This is a genomic window from Microbulbifer sp. JSM ZJ756 (assembly GCF_044383805.1).
In the GTDB taxonomy this organism is placed as follows: Bacteria; Pseudomonadota; Gammaproteobacteria; order Pseudomonadales; family Cellvibrionaceae; genus Microbulbifer; species Microbulbifer zhoushanensis.
Genome location: NZ_JBISER010000003.1, coordinates 406,461 through 422,251, shown reverse-complemented (window position 1 = coordinate 422,251; position 15,791 = coordinate 406,461). Strand labels below are relative to the sequence as shown.

The following is a 15,791-nucleotide window of genomic DNA, read 5'->3' as shown; positions in this document are numbered from 1 at the left end:
CCTCAAACACCAGTGCATGCGCAACCCCGGTTCTGCCGATACCCGCGACGGCCACGGCCGGCAGGTGTCCACCACCTGGACCAATGGCCGCACGGCGACCGACTGGATGAAAAAGCGCGTCGACAGTATCGCGGGAAAGACGATCTATAGTCACCGGATGTCGGTGGTAGAGCCGGTGTTCGGTAATATTGGTACCAATAAACGGCTAGGCCGTTTCTCTTTACGTGGTCGTGAGAAGGTCCAGGGGCAATGGCGTATGTTCTGCCTGGTGCATAACATTGAGAAGTTGATGAGATACGGGGCGATCCACTGATTCACAGGGATATCCACACTCGTCTGCGCAAAAGAGGCCCTCAATACGTGCAATGAGTGATTATGTAAAACGGATGTGTTTAAATCGTGATCATTAAACTTATAAGAAAGAGAGCCGATGGGATATCAGGTTGTCATCCTGTTTTTCTACAGGCTCGTTAAGTTTAAGGATTACCATGCTAGAAATCCGACCAAATTGTGAATGCTGTGATAAGGATTTGCCACCGGATTCAGTCGAGGCAATGATCTGCACTTACGAATGTACATTTTGCAGGCAATGTGTAGATGAGGTTTTGGAAAATGTCTGCCCTAATTGCGGGGGAGGCTTTTCGCCTCGACCCGTTAGGCCTAAAGTTGCAAGACGGCCAGGGTTAAGCATTGAGCACCACCCCCCGTCTAAAAAAAGGGTCAATACCCAGTACAGCATAAATGAGCTGAAAGAATTTTCAGCTACAGCCAGGCATATTGCACCAGAAGATAGATGATAAAAAATAACGGGCCCGAGTAGAATTCTGACATTTGACCCATTCGCAGAATTGAACCTCCAATAGCCGCACAGCTCCCGCTGGCAGTGCGGGTGCTGCCCAGGTCGCAGAGGCCCGGTCATTCAAACCTATCCCAGTAAGGCGGATCGCCGAAATAGCCGTCCATGAACTCCACGAAGCTGCGGACCTTGCTTGCCAGCAGTTGCCGGTGGGCGTACACGGCATAGAGTGCCATTGGCTCCGGCTCGTGCTGCGGCAGGATGATGCGCAGCTTCCCCTCCTGAATCGCCGAGCCGGCAATGAACGTGGGCTGCAGGACGATGCCGGCACCGGCAATGGCGGCTTGCATCAGTACATCGCCGTTGTTGCTGACCAGGTGGCTTCCGGCACTGCGCAGCCCGCGATACACGGCCTCGTCGGCATCCACCTCCATGTAGCTGTAGCGCAGGTAACGGTGGTCCCGGAGTGCCTCCGGTCGCGCAGGTGTGCCGTGCTGTTCCAGGTAGTCCGGAGAGGCGCACATGACCAGTCGAACCGGCGCAATCTGCCTGGCGATCAGGGAGGAGCTTTTCAGGTGGCCAATGCGTAGCGCGATATCAAAGCCTTCCTCGACGATATCCACCTTGCGGTCGTTCAGCTGCAGGTCGATGTCCACGGCGGGGTGGGCTGCCTGGAAATCGGTCAGCAGTGGCGCCAGGTGGCGGATGGCGAAGGAAACCGGGGCGCTGATACGCAGCAGGCCGCGCGCCTGGGTCTGCAGGTCACCCAGCTGGTTTTCCATCTCCTCGATGTCGTTGAGTATCTGCTGGGCACGCTGGTGGTAGCTGGCGCCCGCTTCGGTCAGGTGGATCCTGCGGGTGGTGCGGTTCAGCAGGCGCACGCCGAGGTGCTGCTCCAGCTGGGACACGTACTTGCTCACCAGCTGCGGGGACATCTCCAGCCGGTCGGCGGCGCGGGTGAAGGTGCCCTCGTTCACCACGGTGACGAAGGCCCGCATGGCATCGATACGGTCCATGGGTTTATCCCCTCTTGTGCGTTTTCATGATTATCAATATTGCATTGATAATAAAGCAACACTGGCCATCTTAGTCTGCTGTTATGGCGATAGTAGAGTGCACACATCAACCGGGGCAGGGGCTCCGGGACCAAGCAACCAGAGCAAGACTTGAGGTGACCATCATGAGCAATCAATTCGCACAGACCCTGTTTCAATCCAATGCCGGTTTCGCTGCCCTGGTGCTACGGGTGCCAGTGGGGCTGGTGCTGGCTGCTCACGGCGCACAGAAGCTGTTCGGCTGGTTTGGGGGCTACGGCCTTGAAGGCACCGGCCAGTGGATGGCGAGCATCGGCCTGGAGCCGGGCTACCTGATGGCGCTGATGGCCGGCGGTGCCGAATTCTTCGGCGGCCTGGCCCTGGCCCTGGGCCTGCTGACCCGGCCGGCCGCGCTGCTGAGCGCCATTACCATGCTGGTGGCAATCTTCGCGGTGCATATCGGCAATGGCCTGTTTATGTCCAACAATGGCTACGAGTACGCCCTTACCCTACTGGTGGTGAGTGTGGCACTGGCCATTCAGGGCGGCGGGCGCCTCGCCCTCGATAACCTGCTGCTGGACCGCCTCAGTGGCGCCGCGTACGGCCAGCCGGGTGCCGCGCAGGCGCCCGTGGCCTGATCACAGCGTCACTCACAGGTTTGAGAGAGTGAGTTCGATAGGGCACTTCCCGGCTGTGGGGAGTGCCCCGCTCGATGAACATAGGTGCCCCGCAAGCAGACGATTAACGGAGAAGCGACCATGACCACAGATAGTAATGTGCTGTTTATCTCCCATGGCGGTGGGCCGCTGCCACTGCTGGGAGACCCGGCGCACCGGGAGCTGGTGGAGCGGCTCACCGAAATTAGCGGCAGGCTGAGAAGGCCATCGGCAATCCTGGTGATCAGCGCCCATTGGGAGCAGTCGGTGCCGACAATCACCGCCGGGGCCAGGCCGCCACTGATCTACGACTACCATGGCTTTCCTGAGGAAGCCTACGATATCCAGTATCCCTGCCCGGGTGAGCCCGCGCTGGCCGGGCAGGTACACCAGGCGCTGAAACAGGCGGGCATCCCGGCGCGGCTCGACCAGCAGCGCGGCTTCGACCACGGCCTGTTCGTGCCGCTGAAGCTGATGTACCCGGAAGCGGATATCCCGTGCGTGCAGTTGTCCCTGGTCAACAGCCTGGATGCTGGTGAGCACCTGGCCATCGGCCGCGCCCTGCGGGCGCTGGACTACGATAACCTGCTGGCGGTCGGCTCCGGTTTCTCGTTCCACAACATGCAGGCGTTCTTCGCGCCCGACAATCCGGAGATCCAGGTCCGCAACCTGGCTTTCGAGGACTGGCTGCATGAGACCTGCACCGATCCCACCATACCGGAATCCCGGCGTACCGAGCGCCTGCTCCACTGGGAGCGCGCGCCCCATGCCCGCTTCTGCCATCCCCGGGAAGAGCACCTGCTGCCGCTGCATGTGTGTTACGGACTTACGGGCAGGGCCAGTGACAGCTATCTCCCGGCAACAATCCTCGGCAAGAAGTCAGGCATGTTCCACTGGGGAAGCAGATTGTCCATTTAGTGAGTGGCGGTATCGGGTGACGATCTCACGCTGGGAGATGGGGGAGGTTCCAGGCGGCGAAATTCAGTTCGCAGTCCTGCCGGCCACTGGGGCTGGAAGTGGTGATATCGGGTGGGGAAAGATCGTGGCGTTCGGGCTGGGCGTGCCGCACAAGCCGAGGTGGACCAATTCCGGGGTGAGCGGGGCAGGCGCTGGTCCCGCGCCTTACCTCGACCTGGCGAGCCGGCTTAGCAATTGCCTTTCTTGGCCTGGCCCGGCGGGCAGTGCTTCTGGTGTCCACCGACGACGCCGGGGATCCTTACCTTGGCGGGCTCCAGTTTCACGCCCGGGCCAATGATTTCACATCCATTGAGAAAGACTGCTGCGCAAAGAATAGCGGCGATTTTGAGTTTCATTGAAATACCCTGGTCAGTAAATTTGGCGGTTATCTTACTGGCCCGTATCGCTGGCGGTCTAATCATCCTTCTTGTTTTTTGCCAGATTTGAGGGCCATTTCGCACTGCACTCCTTTCGGGGGCGTACCAGACCAAGAGCAGGAACACTGCTGCAATAAAGCTGTCAGAGCAGAGTTTCCAAAACCGGGGGCAAAAGTTCGGGCAAGGTATCACTCTCTGCGCCTTTATATCCGCCAGATCGGGCTTTAGAGCCCCACGTTTATCCTATTTGGTTACACAGCGCGAAACTGATATTACCTGTCAATACGACCCAGGCGTTTATAAAGCCCGGGTCAACACGATACGCCCTATCGATGCAGCTTCGGGTAATCGAAAAGTTCGACGCTGCCACAGGATTCCGCCAGATCGGTCCAGCGTGTGATGTGCAGATGCAAATGCAGCACCGCGGCTGTCGGGAACTTGGCCAGCCGTTCGTCGGTGAGATAGCAAGCCAGGTTTTCCAGTCCCGGGTTGTGCCCGACTACCATCAAGTGACGCCAGCGGTCGCTCTGCCGCTGCAGTTGCTGCAACAGCTCCCGGGAGCTACAGGCGTAAAGTTCCGGCTCCACCTTTACCTGCCCGGGCTCCAGCTGCAATGCATCGGCAACTGCCCGGGCCGTAGTGAGCGCCCGGACCGCGCCACTGGTCAGCAGGTAGTCCGGCACAAGGCCGAATTCGCGCACCCGCTTTGCCATGGCCGGCAGGTCACGTTCGCCGCGCTTGTTGAGCGGGCGATCGAAGTCGTTCAGGGAGGGATCGTCCCAGCTGGATTTGGCGTGCCGGATCAGTGTGAGCTTTTTCATGGGCGGGCCCGGGTCGCGTACTGTCATCGCAGTATTGGCCGAACATCCGGGAAAGACCACTGCGTGAGAAACCACTGATGGCAGCGAGGGTGACTTTGTTTTGCTGCCGATAGGAACTTGGCCCCCGTTTACCTACAATGCCCGGCTATTCACCCATTGAGTGCCCGTCGTGACCACCCCAGATTCTGACCACCCCCGCGATTTCCAGTCCCTGTCGCTGCAGCCCGCCCTGCTAAAGAACCTCCAGGACCTGGGTTTTGCCCAGATGACCGAGATCCAGGCCGCCGCGCTGCCGGCGATCCTGGACGGCAAGGACGTCATCGGGCAGGCCAAGACCGGCTCCGGCAAGACCGTGGCGTTTGGCCTGGGCGTGCTACACAAGCTCCAGGCAGAGCGGTTCCGGGTGCAGGCGCTGGTACTATGCCCCACCCGCGAGCTGGCCGACCAGGTGGCCCAGGAGCTGCGCAAGCTGGCGCGGGCCATTCACAACATCAAGATCCTGACACTATGCGGCGGCATGCCGTTCGGGCCGCAGATCGGCTCCCTCAAGCACGGGGCCCACATTGTGGTGGGCACGCCCGGTCGCATCGAGGACCACCTGCGCAAGGGCAACCTGGACCTGGGCGAGGTACAGACATTGGTGCTGGACGAGGCCGACCGGATGCTCGACATGGGCTTCCAGGCGGTGCTGGACCAGATAGTCGCGGAACTGCCGGAGCAGCGGCAGACCCTGCTGTTTTCCGCCACCTACCCCCGGTCCATCGACCAGCTGGCCACCCGGGTCCTGCGCGACCCGGTGAAGGTGGAAGTGGCCACGGCCCACACCCAGGGGTCCATCGAGCAGAAGTACTACCGGGTGGAGAACAACGAGCAGCGGCCGGCGGCGCTGTACCAGCTACTGGCCAGCTTCGATGCTTCCTCCACTGTGGTTTTCTGCAACACCAAGAAGGAAACCGACGAGGCCGCGCAGACCCTGAAGCGCGCCGGCTTCGCAGCGCTGGCGCTGCACGGGGATATGGAGCAGAAAGACCGCGACCGCACCCTGGCCCTGTTTGCCAACGGCAGTGCGTCGATCCTGGTGGCCACCGATGTGGCCGCCCGGGGACTGGATATCGAGGAGCTGCCGCTGGTGGTGAACTACCACCTCTCCCGCGACCCGGAGGTGCATGTGCACCGCATCGGCCGCACCGGCCGCGCGGGACAAAAGGGCGTGGCGCTGACACTGGTCAGCAAGAAGGAAATCTATAAGGTGGAGCGGCTGGAGGAGCTCATGGGGCAGCCGATCACCCTGCAGGAAGTCCCGGACCTGCCCCGGGGGTTCGCTCCTAACAGACCCGTCATGTCCACGCTGCAGATCGACGGCGGCAAGAAACAGAAGGTGCGCCCCGGTGACGTTGTCGGTGCCCTGACCGGCGACGGCGGCATCGATGGCTCACAGATCGGCAAAATCCGCGTTTTTGACTTCTCCACCTTTGTTGCCGTGGAGCGCAAAGTGGCCAAGAAAGCACTGGCCAAGCTTGCCGACGGCAAAATAAAAGGGCGCAAGTTCCGCGCCCGAATTGTGGGCGTCTGATTTTACTTCCTGCTATACGCTGGCGGCCGGCCGGGCCGCCTCCCATCGCGCAGGCTTATAGCCTGAGGAAAATTCCCTGCCGGTTGAGCGGCCATACCAACAGCGTGACTATGGCGAGTATGCCGAAGGCACAGAGTAATGACGCCGCCCACGGACTGCCGACCACAGACGATGCCACCTGGAATCCAAAGTTCTGCGGGCTGGTGCCGCCAATCGGGGTGCCCGAATAGGCCAGGAAAACCTGGGAGAGGATAAAAGCGAGAATAGCGTTGCTGCCGAGGACCAGCACAGGCTGCAGTATTTTCCGGCCCGCCGCGGCCTGCAGTGCGGGGAACAACAAACAGTAAGCCATCGCCGCCCAGCCACTGGATACGATCGCGAAGCTGGAGGTCCAGATCCGCTTGTTGATGACAAAGAGCGGGTCCAGCAAGTGGCCGATGCAAACCAGCGCAAAACCTGCCGCTATGCCCAGTTTCAGCTGCCTGCCTGAGGGTGCCCGACCAAGCCAGTGTGCGAATGTCGCTCCGATCAGGACATTCGCGGTGGCGGGGAGACTCGACAGCAGCCCTTCCGGGTCATACACCACCTCACCGGCTGCGTTGGTGCCGTAGGGCCACAGGTGCGCCACCGTGAAGACCTGGCGATCCACCCATGCGGCCAATGTTCCTGCCGGGGTGACCGAGCCCGCCGGGTAACCCGGTGCCGAGGTAAAGGACAGCACAAGGACCCAGCCAATCAGTAAGGCAAGGGTTGCCAGCACCAGGCCTTTGACATTCAGGATTCGAACGCTGTTCACCCGTTTCGCTGTCGACAGCATGATTATCGCTGCAATCGCGTAGCACAGGCCTATCCGCTGCAACACGCCGGGAATGCGCAGGCTGGCGAAATCGAAACTGGGCAACAGGTTCAGCAGAAGACCCAGCCCGATCAGCGACAGGGTGCGGCGGCCTACCCTTCCTGCGTGCTGGCCGATCGGCCGGTCACTGGGAAATCCCAGAGCCATAGCGGCACCCACGGCGAAGAGAAACGCCGGGAACACCAGGTCGGCCAGGGTGTAACCGTGCCAGGGCGCATGATCGAGCATGGGCAGGCGATGGCCCCAGGAGCCGGCGCTCACTACCAGGATCATCCCCATAACGGCAAGGCCGCGCAGAGCGTCTAGTGCGATAATCCTTTTCCCTTCACTTACCGGTGTGTCACCGAGCGTCGATATGGGAGTTGTCGTTGTTGTTTCCATACTGGGTCCGCAGTAACTTTCTGCTACAGAGCACTGGAGCAGGCCCGGCTGCTGGAGGCCGGCATTGTTGGCTATTAACTTCTTGTTGAATTTTCCATGCTCGGATATCTGCGCACTGGCGCGGATAAACTTCACTGAAGGTATCCTGTCGGTCAGGAGCGGGTCTATGTTATCGCGGCAGGAGGGGACTCAATCACGACCAGAGGGCGGGCATATCCGTTTACGCACTAAACCCACGCTGGCCCCATAGGAGCTGGTGGTAATCCGGGCTTGCCCGGCAAGGAATCGCCAGCAAACCGAAGGGCAGTTACAATCATTGCAGTGTCTGGCTCGCCCTGCTCCAGTTATCTGCCAACAAACTGATCGTAACTATCCATGAAGATTCATTTTCGTAATTTCACTCGCGGTGGAGATAATTACCCATGGGCCGGAATGCTGCCCATGCACCTTATTCGCAAGCCGAAATTACTGGCTGCCTGGGAATTCCTGCAGTTCCTGTTGGCAATCTTTGGCGGGGTACTGGCAGCTGCAAATACGGATTCATGGCTCGCTGCATCGCTTCTGGCAATTCCGGTGGGATTTATTATCGCCGCACTCTTACTCGCTTTCGATCACTACCTTTTCAGGGCAACTTCAAGCTTTACGGTTTTGGCAGCTGTCATATGGCTGATTTATTTTGGGAGCAGCAATGACATTCCGGGAGTAGCCGTGGCTGCAAGCTCCCTGTTGATCATTTTTGTGGGCAGCATGTATATCGGTACGGAATCCCGCGCTTACTATGCGTGGTGCAAGAACAGATCACGGGAAGAATAGATAAACTGTGCCGGGCGTTATTGGTCACCTGGAATAGAGTTATTACTCCAGACAATATTGCTAAGGGCAGACAGTTTTCGGGCTCTACTGGCTACAGCCGAATTGGTGCCTGAATCAATCCCGCCTTCAGCACAGGCCTGGACCGCGTACCAGAGCACGGCAAGATATCCGTAAATCACCCGCCAGTGCGCCAGTTTTTTCAAGTCCAGTGATTTCAGCGGCCGCTCAAGATAGGCTTCAATTAGTCGATGTTGCTGCGCATCGTCGAGGGAATGCTCATCGACAATCACAGCAAGATCGTAAAAGGGGTCACCCATTGCCGCGTATTCCCAGTCGATGGCATAGAGCCTGCCGCCGGGTTCGGTAATGAGATTCGCAGTGGACAGGTCGTTGTGGCAAAGGCGAAGGTCATCAGCCAATGGGCGCACCGCTTCAATGTGCCTGTGCATTTCAGCATCCAGCGTGCGCAAGTCTGGGTGGAAACCTGCCTGCTGGTCGATTGATTGCCAGTAGCTCGCTACTTTTTCTTCGATATCCAGGGTGGCGTCGATAGTGGGCAGCTGGTGAATGCCGCGCAGCAGGCCAGCCAGCTGTTGCAATGCCTCATCGCTGTCTTCCCGCCAGGGCTGCCCCTCGATAAAGCGGGTAACCAGATAGCCGTGGGCCGAGTCGCAGTGGACCAGCGGTGCGCAGAGGCCCGCGCGATCGGCGTTGCCCATGGCCGCGGCCTCGGCCTGGCGATCCAGGTCGAGGGCGTCGCTGATGGGGGAGTTTTTCCGCAACACCAGCCTGTCATTGCCGGCCGCCAGCAGGTAACTGCGGTTTGTCAGGCCGCCCGCCAGCGGCCTGATCACCCTGGGCGGGACGCTGCTCCAGCGTGCCCAGTCAGCGGGGATAACGTCTGCCAATGGCCCGGTGCTTTCGGTCACGGAGGCGCCTTACCGTTCGGGCATTACAGGATTGAAGCCAGGCTGCGCGGCCTGCACCTGCTCTTTGCCGTGCCGGCCGGTAGTTTGTTCCCGCCGGTAAATCGCCAGCCACTGGAAGAAGCCGATCACCACCAGGATTACATACACCAGGAACAGCAACGCCGTGAGGTACAGCTCCCGGTCCAGGTACAGGTAGATGGAGGCCCCATCCACCACGATCCAGTAGAGCCAGTTTTCCAGCACCTTGCGGGTCACCATAAAGGTGGTGAGCACCGCACCCCAGGTGGTAAAGGAATCCAGGTAGGGCAGTGCGGCACTGGTGTTGGCCTGCAGGGTATAACCGAACACCAGAGTCAGGGCGCCCACTGCCGCGATGGCCAGCAGGTGGCGCCGCAGCGACCAGCGGTGGATGTGCAGGTCCTGCTGGCGATCGCGGTGGTGCTGCCACTGCCACCAGCCGTAGACAGCCATCACCAGGTAGAAGACCTGTAGCGCGGATTCCATCAACAGGCTGACATCCCAGAACAGGAACAGGTAAATCGCTGTGCTGGCAAAGGCGGCATACCAGCAGCTGATTTTTTCCCGCATGGCCAGCAGCAGGTAGGCCAGCGCCAGTATCACCGCGGCGATTTCCCACAGGGACATTGCCGCCAGTGAGGCAGCAATGGCGCTGCTGATATCGTGGTCAGGCATCCCGTTCACCCATTTTCTCAGTGGGAGCCAGGTCGCCGTCGATAAACTTGCATACAAAAATAGCGCGCCCGAATTTTTCGTAGGACGCGCGCATTTCCTGCTTCAGGGTATCCATCACCAGATCGTAGTCACCGAACACCTGGGTACTCATGGTGTTGGTGATAACCCGCAGGTCCGGGTGCTGGTTGAGCCGGTCGATAAAGTCCTGGATGGCGGGGATGTACTCGTCTCTCAACGGGTACTTGCTGATCTCGACGGAAATTTTCATAAGCTGCCCCCGAAGGAATGATCCGCAATCGTGAGCGGCCGGCGGCCGCCCGTAAACTTTAAAAAAGGTGGGTAAATCTTAAAACGTATAGGTACCGGAAATGCCCGCAACCCGTGGCTCGCCATACTGGTAGTAGGCTTCCGGCGCATAGCCATTGGCCGGGTTGTTGCCGAACTGGTTGCTGAAGTAGAAGCCCCGGGTGTAATAGTCCTCGTCCGCCAGGTTGCGGCCCCACAGTGAGGCCTCCCAGCTATCGCCGCGATAGGTCAGGCGCGCGTTTACGAGTTCGTAGGCGATGGACTTCTCGTTGTGGCTGTTGGAGAAATAGAAGGCGTCTTTGCCCTCCAGCTCCAGCCGCAGCAGCAGGTTTTCGGTCAATGACAGTTCGGTACCGGTGAAGAACTGGTAATTGGGCGCATGGGCCACATCCCGCCCGTCCAGGTTTACCGGCGCCAGTGCCAGGCCATTGTAGTCATCCCGGGCATCCACATGGGACGTGCTCTCGAAACCCTCGAACTCGGCGTTCAGCCAGCCCGCCGAGGCAAAGAAGCGCAGGGCTTCTGTAGCGCGGTAATCCAGTTCCACTTCGAGGCCGGTGGTTGCCCCGCCAGCAGCGTTGGTAAGAAAATCGTCGAAGGAGAAATCCGCGGGGTCGAACACCGACTGCTTGGCCTGTACGTCACTGCGATCCTGGTAGAAAGCGGCCAGTTGCGCCTGCAGACGGTTGTCCAGCCAGGCGCCCTTGATCCCCAGTTCGTAGTTGAGCAGTTGCTCGGTGTCGAACTCGAAGGCATCGCGGCCGATATCGGGGTTGGTGGCGGAGGCCGAAATGATCCGGCCGTTGACGCCGCCGGCCTTGTAGCCACGGGAGACAGTGCCATAGACCAGGGTATCGGCAATACCGCGGTATTCCAGGGTGATATCCCCACTCCAGAGGTTGTCGTTATTGCCGGCATCAACCGCCAGTGAATCGGTGTAATCCGCATCCCGCTGCTCGAGGCGCAGGCCGGTCACCAGCGCGAGAGTCTCGCCCAGGCTGGTGCGCAACTGCCCGTACAGGGCCTGGTTGGCGGTTTCAAATTGGCTGGTAAAGCTCTGGTTACGCTGCAGGTCCTCGCTTTCATCGCGCAGGTAGATCCCGGCCACCCAGCTGCTGCGGCCATTGAACAGTGCTGTCTGTTCGGTGGACAGCAGGCGCAAGTCTGCACTCAGGTTGCTGCGGTCGCGCAGGTAATTGTCGGTGGAGCTGTATTCCCACGGGTGGAAGCCCACATAAGTCCAGTCTTCGTCGTAACCGTACTCGGTATCCGAGCTGGCCACGCTGACGGTGGACTCCAGGGTAAACAGGTCACTGCCGGACCAGCGGGCAACCAGTGAACCGGCCAGGGTCTCCTGGCGGTCCCAGCCGGGCTGGTCCGACAGGGTCTCGCGGGTGTTGTACAGCGAGAAGGCGTCGTAGCCGTTGTCCACGTCGATATAGAGCGCGGTGATATCCAGCTGCAGGTCGTCGCTGGCCTGGTAGCGGAGCTTGCTGCGCAGGATCGACTCATCGATATTGTTGGTGTCTTCCCGGCCCAGGTAGCCGTTATCGATGTAACCGTCCGACTGCTGGTTGCGGGCGGCCAGGCGATAGCTCAGCCTGTCGGTCAGTGCACCGCTGCCCACCGCAGACAGGGTGCGGCCATTGTATTCGGCCACCTCTGCGGAGACCTCTGCCATGGCCGTGTCTGTGGGCGCATTGCTGGTCATGGTGACCAGGCCGGCCAGGGCGTTGGCGCCGTAGACCGTGCCCTGCGGCCCGCGCAGGATCTCCACCTGGCCCATATCCAGGGTGCTGGCGGCCAGCCCCAGGCCGGTAAAATCGATGCCGTCGATAATCAGGCCCACGGACGGGTTCACCGGGTCGATAAACTGGCTGCGCTCTCCGATACCGCGAATCTGGATAAAGCGGCCCCGGGACGCGCCGGCGGCAAAGTTGACGTTGGGGGCCAGGTTGAGCAGCTGGTCCAGGTTGCCCGCGCCGCGGGCGCCGATGGTGGCACTGTCCAGCACACTGGCACTGGCCGCCAGGTCGAGCTGGCTGGTGTCGCGCAGCTGGCTGGTGACGATGACCTCTTCCAGGTCCCGGGTGCCGGATTCGGTCGCGGCCGCTGGCAGGGCGGACAGGCTGCCGGCCAGCGCGACTGGCATTGCGACTGAGAGGGCGATGGGTCTTATTCTGGATGGGCGATTCATGGTTCTCTCTCGGCAAAAGCTGAAGTGAAAGAGACCCGGGCTGCGACGTGAGGAGGCTATTCTTGGACTTACCTATTCCTACGCCGGTATTAACCGGATCAGGTTCAAGGGTTCGCGCTGTGGTGTCTTTCGATCACCGCGCATCTCAGGCCGAAGCCACCCCTAAGGTGTTGCGGGCGCGATCATAACAGAAGTTATGCTGGTTAGTAATTAGGCGGGGCGCCTGTAGCTTCCCTGCTGACCATTGCAGCCAGGCAGCTGGCACTCGACGGGAAACCACATTGAAACCCTGGAGCCCCACATGAAACCCGGCAATTTTTTCACGCAGCTACCGGATGCGCTCGACGCGGAGGTGTTTGAGGATGTGCTGGCAAGCGGCCCGGTGCGAATCGAGCGGATTGTCTCCCGGGGCCAGGTTACCCCACCCGGGGAGTGGTACGACCAGGAAGAGGGTGAGTGGGTAATGGTGTTGCGGGGCAGTGCGCACATCGCCTTTGCCGACGGCCGCGAGGTGGTGCTGGGCGAGGGGGATTACCTGGATATTCCGGCCCGCATGCGCCACCGGGTCAGCTGGACGGACCCGGATTGCCAGACGGTGTGGCTGGCGGTGTTTTACCCTGTGACTTAGGCCGTTAAATGCAGAACGGGTTCCCAGAATGGCTTTCGACTTCACAAACCAGATAGCCATATCCTGTCGATACTAAATTTTACTGATTGGCATAATCCGCGCATCGATTTTGTCCAGGAAAAAAACCCTGATAGCCAAGGCTAACAAGACTAAGAGTCCTGCAGCAACCTGGCCCTGGTTCATGCATATGGAGATAAGAAGGGCCATGCTGATACTCAGGGCAGATGAGTAGAATACGCTTGTTACAACAGCACAACCACAAGCTTCGCAGTAGGTACCATCCTCCAAGAGTCCAACATCAATACTGCATGTTTTACATTGAGGGCACTTTCGATATTTTTTCATTGTCAAACACAATAGGATTTTAAAGCCGGCCTGGATGGCTAAAGTTTTTTTTCTACCAAGCCGGCTGCAGCTCCTGTTAGTTTACTTTGATTTAGCGAACCCTGGAATCCAAGCCCACTGCTGCCTGATAGGTTCCGTAGGACAGTGAAAAATTACCAATGAAATGCTTCGCTAACTTACTCGTCACAAACCTGGTTGCGAAACCAACAGCCACCGGTAGTAGAGCCTGATAAAAACCACCATTTACATTTTTCATTTCCTGAAGATTTAGCTCACGCATTATTTTCTCCCTGGGATGTCAACCATATGCAAGCCCGTAATGCGCTACTTCATTTGGTGCTCGTCCTTGATTAGTAGTTACAATTGAACTTAGCGCTAATTCATCAAGCGCCTGAAAACACTATCCTGCGTGCCGATATAGAACAATAAAAAAATACGCCAGATTAAAATCAAATCAAAGATGACATTTACTATCGAGTGAATAATGCTTGGATGTGGAAAATATTTAAAATAAGATCTATTTCAGCCGGCTAATAATCAACTAATTTTATTTTTATAAATCCTCCCCGCAGAGATAGTTTCAATCCAGTCTACAGGCGGCGCTTACAACTTATTCTTACCCCTGGAGCATTCATAGTAAGCCTCGCTAACAAAGTTATTAGCGAGGCCTCTACCTCTATTATAAGTTGCCGGATCAATCGGCCAGCAAACCACCCGACCGGGCCATTACATGGAAGATATAGCTCTGCTCACGGGTACCGGACAGCAGGTGCGCGCCGGGGCCGCGGGCCCAGATACCCACGTCCTCGCCACCGTGGGTCTCGGCTTCGGTGGGTACCAGTGCTTCCTGGTGGAAGCCCGGTGCAGTGGTGTCCACTTCGGCCAGGTCCCTGCGCCCGTTGCTGGCGGGCAGGCCGTAGCGGACATCCGCATCGGTCTCATCCCCCAGCGCGGCAAAGCCGCGTCCATTGGCATAGCCCAGGGTGGTGTAGGGCTTGCCATCATCGGCCAGTTTCGGTTCCGACTCCGGTTCACCGCGGCTGTCATTGCCGACCACCTTGCCCAGGATGGGATTGCCGCGGGTAGGGTAGCCGGCCATGGTGAATACATGGCTGTGGTCGGCGGTTACGATTATCAGGGTGTCTTCCGGATCGGTATTGTCCATGGCCACCCGCACCGCCCGGGCGAATTCCACCGCATCGGTGAGTGCGTTGTGGGCGCTGCCGGCGTGGTGGCCGTGGTCGATTCGACCGCCCTCCACCATCAGGAAGTAACCGTCTTTGCCCCTCTCCAGCATCGCCAGCGCCTTGCCTGTCATCTCTGACAGGGAGGGTTCGCTCGCAGTGTCTTGCGGGCGGTTCGCCTCGTAGCGCATATGCGAGGGCTCAAACAGGCCCAGCAGTTTGCCGGTGGCCGCCGGGTCCACATCCACAAACGCCTTGCGGTCCTCCACGTACACGGCGGCGCTGGCTTTGCTATCCCGGTTATTTTTTTCCGCGTAGCGCTGCTGCCATTCCTGCACCAGGTTGCGGCCATCCTCGCGCCGGCCCGGCTCACCTTCCAGGTCGGAAACCTCTTTCGGCAGGAACGCGCGCCGTCCGCCGCCCAGCACCACATCGATACCGTCACCGTAGGGGAATTCCACCAGCTGCGCGGCGATATCACGACAGCCTTCCGGGGCACTGTATTCCCAGCCGCGCTCGGCGGCCTTGGCATAGGTGGCCGCCGGGGTGGCGTGGGTGATGCGCGCCGTACTTACCACGCCGGTGCGCTTGCCCAGTCCCTCGGCCAGTTCCAGGGCGGTAACCAGCTCGCGACCACGGCTGGCGGCGCAGTCGCCCCGGGGGACGTCGCCCGTCACACCGAACATGCCCGCCCGGGTTTTCACACCGGTCATGATGGCGCTCATGGTGCCGGCCGAATCCGGGGTCTGCTGGTTGGTGTTGTAGGTTTTCACCAGTCCGGCAAACGGCATTTCCTCGAAGCTGAGCCGGTATTCCTCACCGCTCATACCCTGCTGCTGGCCGGCCAGGATGCGTGCGGCGGTGACCGTGGAGATACCCATGCCGTCGCCCACGAACAGGATGATATTTTTCGCTGCCCCGGGTTTGTTATTGATCGGCTGCGCGGCGGATTTTTCCAGGTTTTCCTGGCCGCCGGTAAACCAGCTGCTGTCGCGCTGTGCCTCGGGCAGGCTGGGTGCACTGGCGAAGGCGGGGATAGAGAGTGAGGAAATCAGGGTGCCGGCCAGCGCCAGCGGGGCAATCGGGTTTCGCATGGGGCGGACTGCTCTTATCTGGTTATTCAGGGTGTCGGCCGCGCGCGGACAGTACTGCCAGAACGGCGCGACGCAGGCAGGAGCCTGGTGGCAAATTGTGCCACACTCGCGCCGGCATGCGCGTGACAGTTTGTTGAAGCGGCCCCGCGGT

At 59.6% G+C, this 15,791-nt stretch carries 17 protein-coding genes and 1 riboswitch; of the genes, 7 read left to right on the top strand and 10 right to left on the bottom strand.

Annotated elements, in window-relative coordinates:
* Window positions 1-313 (top strand): transposase (locus ACH6CX_RS08155; protein WP_396675280.1); only part of this gene is annotated, 313 nt, incomplete at its 5' end.
* A 175-nt stretch (window positions 314-488) separates the two neighbouring features.
* A complete protein-coding gene (locus tag ACH6CX_RS08150) occupies window positions 489-797 on the top strand; it encodes a DUF1272 domain-containing protein (RefSeq protein ID WP_396675279.1) in 309 nt (102 codons plus the stop codon).
* Window positions 798-915: 118 nt separating this feature from the next.
* On the opposite strand, the gene ACH6CX_RS08145 is transcribed toward ACH6CX_RS08150, so the two are convergent.
* Window positions 916-1,812, bottom strand: a complete 897-nt coding sequence (locus ACH6CX_RS08145; protein WP_396675278.1) for a LysR family transcriptional regulator — start codon at window positions 1,810-1,812, stop codon at window positions 916-918.
* Between the two features lie 164 nt (window positions 1,813-1,976).
* Between ACH6CX_RS08145 and ACH6CX_RS08140 the strand changes: the two genes are divergently transcribed.
* Both ACH6CX_RS08140 and ACH6CX_RS08135 read left to right on the top strand, forming a co-directional pair.
* Entirely contained in the window at window positions 1,977-2,468 is a 492-nt protein-coding gene (locus ACH6CX_RS08140) for a DoxX family protein (protein ID WP_396675277.1), read from the top strand.
* Between the two features lie 120 nt (window positions 2,469-2,588).
* The gene (locus tag ACH6CX_RS08135; RefSeq protein WP_396675276.1) at window positions 2,589-3,404 is read left to right on the top strand and encodes a DODA-type extradiol aromatic ring-opening family dioxygenase; all 816 of its coding nucleotides are present in this window, start codon (window positions 2,589-2,591) and stop codon (window positions 3,402-3,404) included.
* A gap of 227 nt (window positions 3,405-3,631) precedes the next feature.
* Here the strand turns inward: ACH6CX_RS08135 and ACH6CX_RS08130 are convergent, their stop codons facing one another.
* Together ACH6CX_RS08130 and ACH6CX_RS08125 are read right to left on the bottom strand one after the other, a co-directional pair.
* Window positions 3,632-3,799, bottom strand: a complete 168-nt coding sequence (locus ACH6CX_RS08130) for a hypothetical protein (RefSeq protein ID WP_232940141.1) — start codon at window positions 3,797-3,799, stop codon at window positions 3,632-3,634.
* Window positions 3,800-4,146: 347 nt separating this feature from the next.
* The gene (locus ACH6CX_RS08125) at window positions 4,147-4,641 is read right to left on the bottom strand and encodes a SixA phosphatase family protein (protein ID WP_396675275.1); all 495 of its coding nucleotides are present in this window, start codon (window positions 4,639-4,641) and stop codon (window positions 4,147-4,149) included.
* 169 nt (window positions 4,642-4,810) lie between these two features.
* Here ACH6CX_RS08125 and dbpA point away from each other — a divergent pair, with 169 nt between their 5' ends.
* Window positions 4,811-6,214, top strand: coding sequence for an ATP-dependent RNA helicase DbpA (dbpA, locus tag ACH6CX_RS08120; protein WP_396675274.1), 1,404 nt, complete (start codon window positions 4,811-4,813; stop codon window positions 6,212-6,214).
* 55 nt (window positions 6,215-6,269) lie between these two features.
* Here the strand turns inward: dbpA and ACH6CX_RS08115 are convergent, their stop codons facing one another.
* The gene (locus ACH6CX_RS08115; RefSeq protein ID WP_396675273.1) at window positions 6,270-7,586 is read right to left on the bottom strand and encodes an acyltransferase family protein; all 1,317 of its coding nucleotides are present in this window, start codon (window positions 7,584-7,586) and stop codon (window positions 6,270-6,272) included.
* 240 nt (window positions 7,587-7,826) lie between these two features.
* On the opposite strand from ACH6CX_RS08115, the gene ACH6CX_RS08110 reads away from it, so the two are divergent.
* On the top strand, window positions 7,827-8,264 hold the full coding sequence (locus ACH6CX_RS08110; RefSeq protein ID WP_232940149.1) for a hypothetical protein: 438 nt from the start codon (window positions 7,827-7,829) through the stop codon (window positions 8,262-8,264).
* Between the two features lie 17 nt (window positions 8,265-8,281).
* Here the strand turns inward: ACH6CX_RS08110 and ACH6CX_RS08105 are convergent, their stop codons facing one another.
* The 4 genes from ACH6CX_RS08105 to ACH6CX_RS08090 form a co-directional block, all read right to left on the bottom strand.
* On the bottom strand, window positions 8,282-9,193 hold the full coding sequence (locus tag ACH6CX_RS08105) for a phosphotransferase (RefSeq protein ID WP_396675272.1): 912 nt from the start codon (window positions 9,191-9,193) through the stop codon (window positions 8,282-8,284).
* 9 nt (window positions 9,194-9,202) lie between these two features.
* The gene (gene pnuC, locus ACH6CX_RS08100; protein ID WP_232940152.1) at window positions 9,203-9,886 is read right to left on the bottom strand and encodes a nicotinamide riboside transporter PnuC; all 684 of its coding nucleotides are present in this window, start codon (window positions 9,884-9,886) and stop codon (window positions 9,203-9,205) included.
* Complete coding sequence (locus tag ACH6CX_RS08095) at window positions 9,879-10,154, bottom strand: hypothetical protein (protein WP_396675271.1); 276 nt, start codon at window positions 10,152-10,154, stop codon at window positions 9,879-9,881. Before ACH6CX_RS08095 ends, pnuC begins: the two co-directional genes overlap by 8 nt.
* A gap of 78 nt (window positions 10,155-10,232) precedes the next feature.
* A complete protein-coding gene (locus ACH6CX_RS08090; protein WP_396675270.1) occupies window positions 10,233-12,389 on the bottom strand; it encodes a TonB-dependent receptor in 2,157 nt (718 codons plus the stop codon).
* A 58-nt stretch (window positions 12,390-12,447) separates the two neighbouring features.
* A riboswitch (TPP riboswitch) is annotated at window positions 12,448-12,563 on the bottom strand.
* Between the two features lie 127 nt (window positions 12,564-12,690).
* Between ACH6CX_RS08090 and ACH6CX_RS08085 the strand changes: the two genes are divergently transcribed.
* Window positions 12,691-13,017 carry a cupin domain-containing protein gene (locus ACH6CX_RS08085; protein WP_396675269.1) on the top strand — a complete coding sequence of 109 codons (327 nt, stop codon included), beginning with the start codon at window positions 12,691-12,693 and terminating at the stop codon, window positions 13,015-13,017.
* 436 nt (window positions 13,018-13,453) lie between these two features.
* Here ACH6CX_RS08085 and ACH6CX_RS08080 read toward each other — a convergent pair whose 3' ends face one another.
* Window positions 13,454-13,642, bottom strand: a complete 189-nt coding sequence (locus tag ACH6CX_RS08080) for a hypothetical protein (protein ID WP_232940156.1) — start codon at window positions 13,640-13,642, stop codon at window positions 13,454-13,456.
* A gap of 414 nt (window positions 13,643-14,056) precedes the next feature.
* Entirely contained in the window at window positions 14,057-15,640 is a 1,584-nt protein-coding gene (locus ACH6CX_RS08075) for an alkaline phosphatase (protein WP_396675268.1), read from the bottom strand.
* Window positions 15,641-15,791 lie beyond the last annotated feature (151 nt).

Bases quoted from the DNA above. Each gene is read 5' to 3' on its own strand.
- ACH6CX_RS08110 (WP_232940149.1), top strand. From the start codon at position 7,827: ATGAAGATTCATTTTCGTAATTTCACTCGCGGTGGAGATAATTACCCA.
- ACH6CX_RS08095 (WP_396675271.1), bottom strand. From the start codon at position 10,154: ATGAAAATTTCCGTCGAGATCAGCAAGTACCCGTTGAGAGACGAGTAC.
- ACH6CX_RS08090 (WP_396675270.1), bottom strand. From the start codon at position 12,389: ATGAATCGCCCATCCAGAATAAGACCCATCGCCCTCTCAGTCGCAATG.
- ACH6CX_RS08125 (WP_396675275.1), bottom strand. From the start codon at position 4,641: ATGAAAAAGCTCACACTGATCCGGCACGCCAAATCCAGCTGGGACGAT.
- ACH6CX_RS08150 (WP_396675279.1), top strand. From the start codon at position 489: ATGCTAGAAATCCGACCAAATTGTGAATGCTGTGATAAGGATTTGCCA.
- ACH6CX_RS08130 (WP_232940141.1), bottom strand. From the start codon at position 3,799: ATGAAACTCAAAATCGCCGCTATTCTTTGCGCAGCAGTCTTTCTCAAT.
- ACH6CX_RS08145 (WP_396675278.1), bottom strand. From the start codon at position 1,812: ATGGACCGTATCGATGCCATGCGGGCCTTCGTCACCGTGGTGAACGAG.
- ACH6CX_RS08075 (WP_396675268.1), bottom strand. From the start codon at position 15,640: ATGCGAAACCCGATTGCCCCGCTGGCGCTGGCCGGCACCCTGATTTCC.
- ACH6CX_RS08085 (WP_396675269.1), top strand. From the start codon at position 12,691: ATGAAACCCGGCAATTTTTTCACGCAGCTACCGGATGCGCTCGACGCG.
- ACH6CX_RS08140 (WP_396675277.1), top strand. From the start codon at position 1,977: ATGAGCAATCAATTCGCACAGACCCTGTTTCAATCCAATGCCGGTTTC.
- ACH6CX_RS08135 (WP_396675276.1), top strand. From the start codon at position 2,589: ATGACCACAGATAGTAATGTGCTGTTTATCTCCCATGGCGGTGGGCCG.
- ACH6CX_RS08080 (WP_232940156.1), bottom strand. From the start codon at position 13,642: ATGCGTGAGCTAAATCTTCAGGAAATGAAAAATGTAAATGGTGGTTTT.
- pnuC (WP_232940152.1), bottom strand. From the start codon at position 9,886: ATGCCTGACCACGATATCAGCAGCGCCATTGCTGCCTCACTGGCGGCA.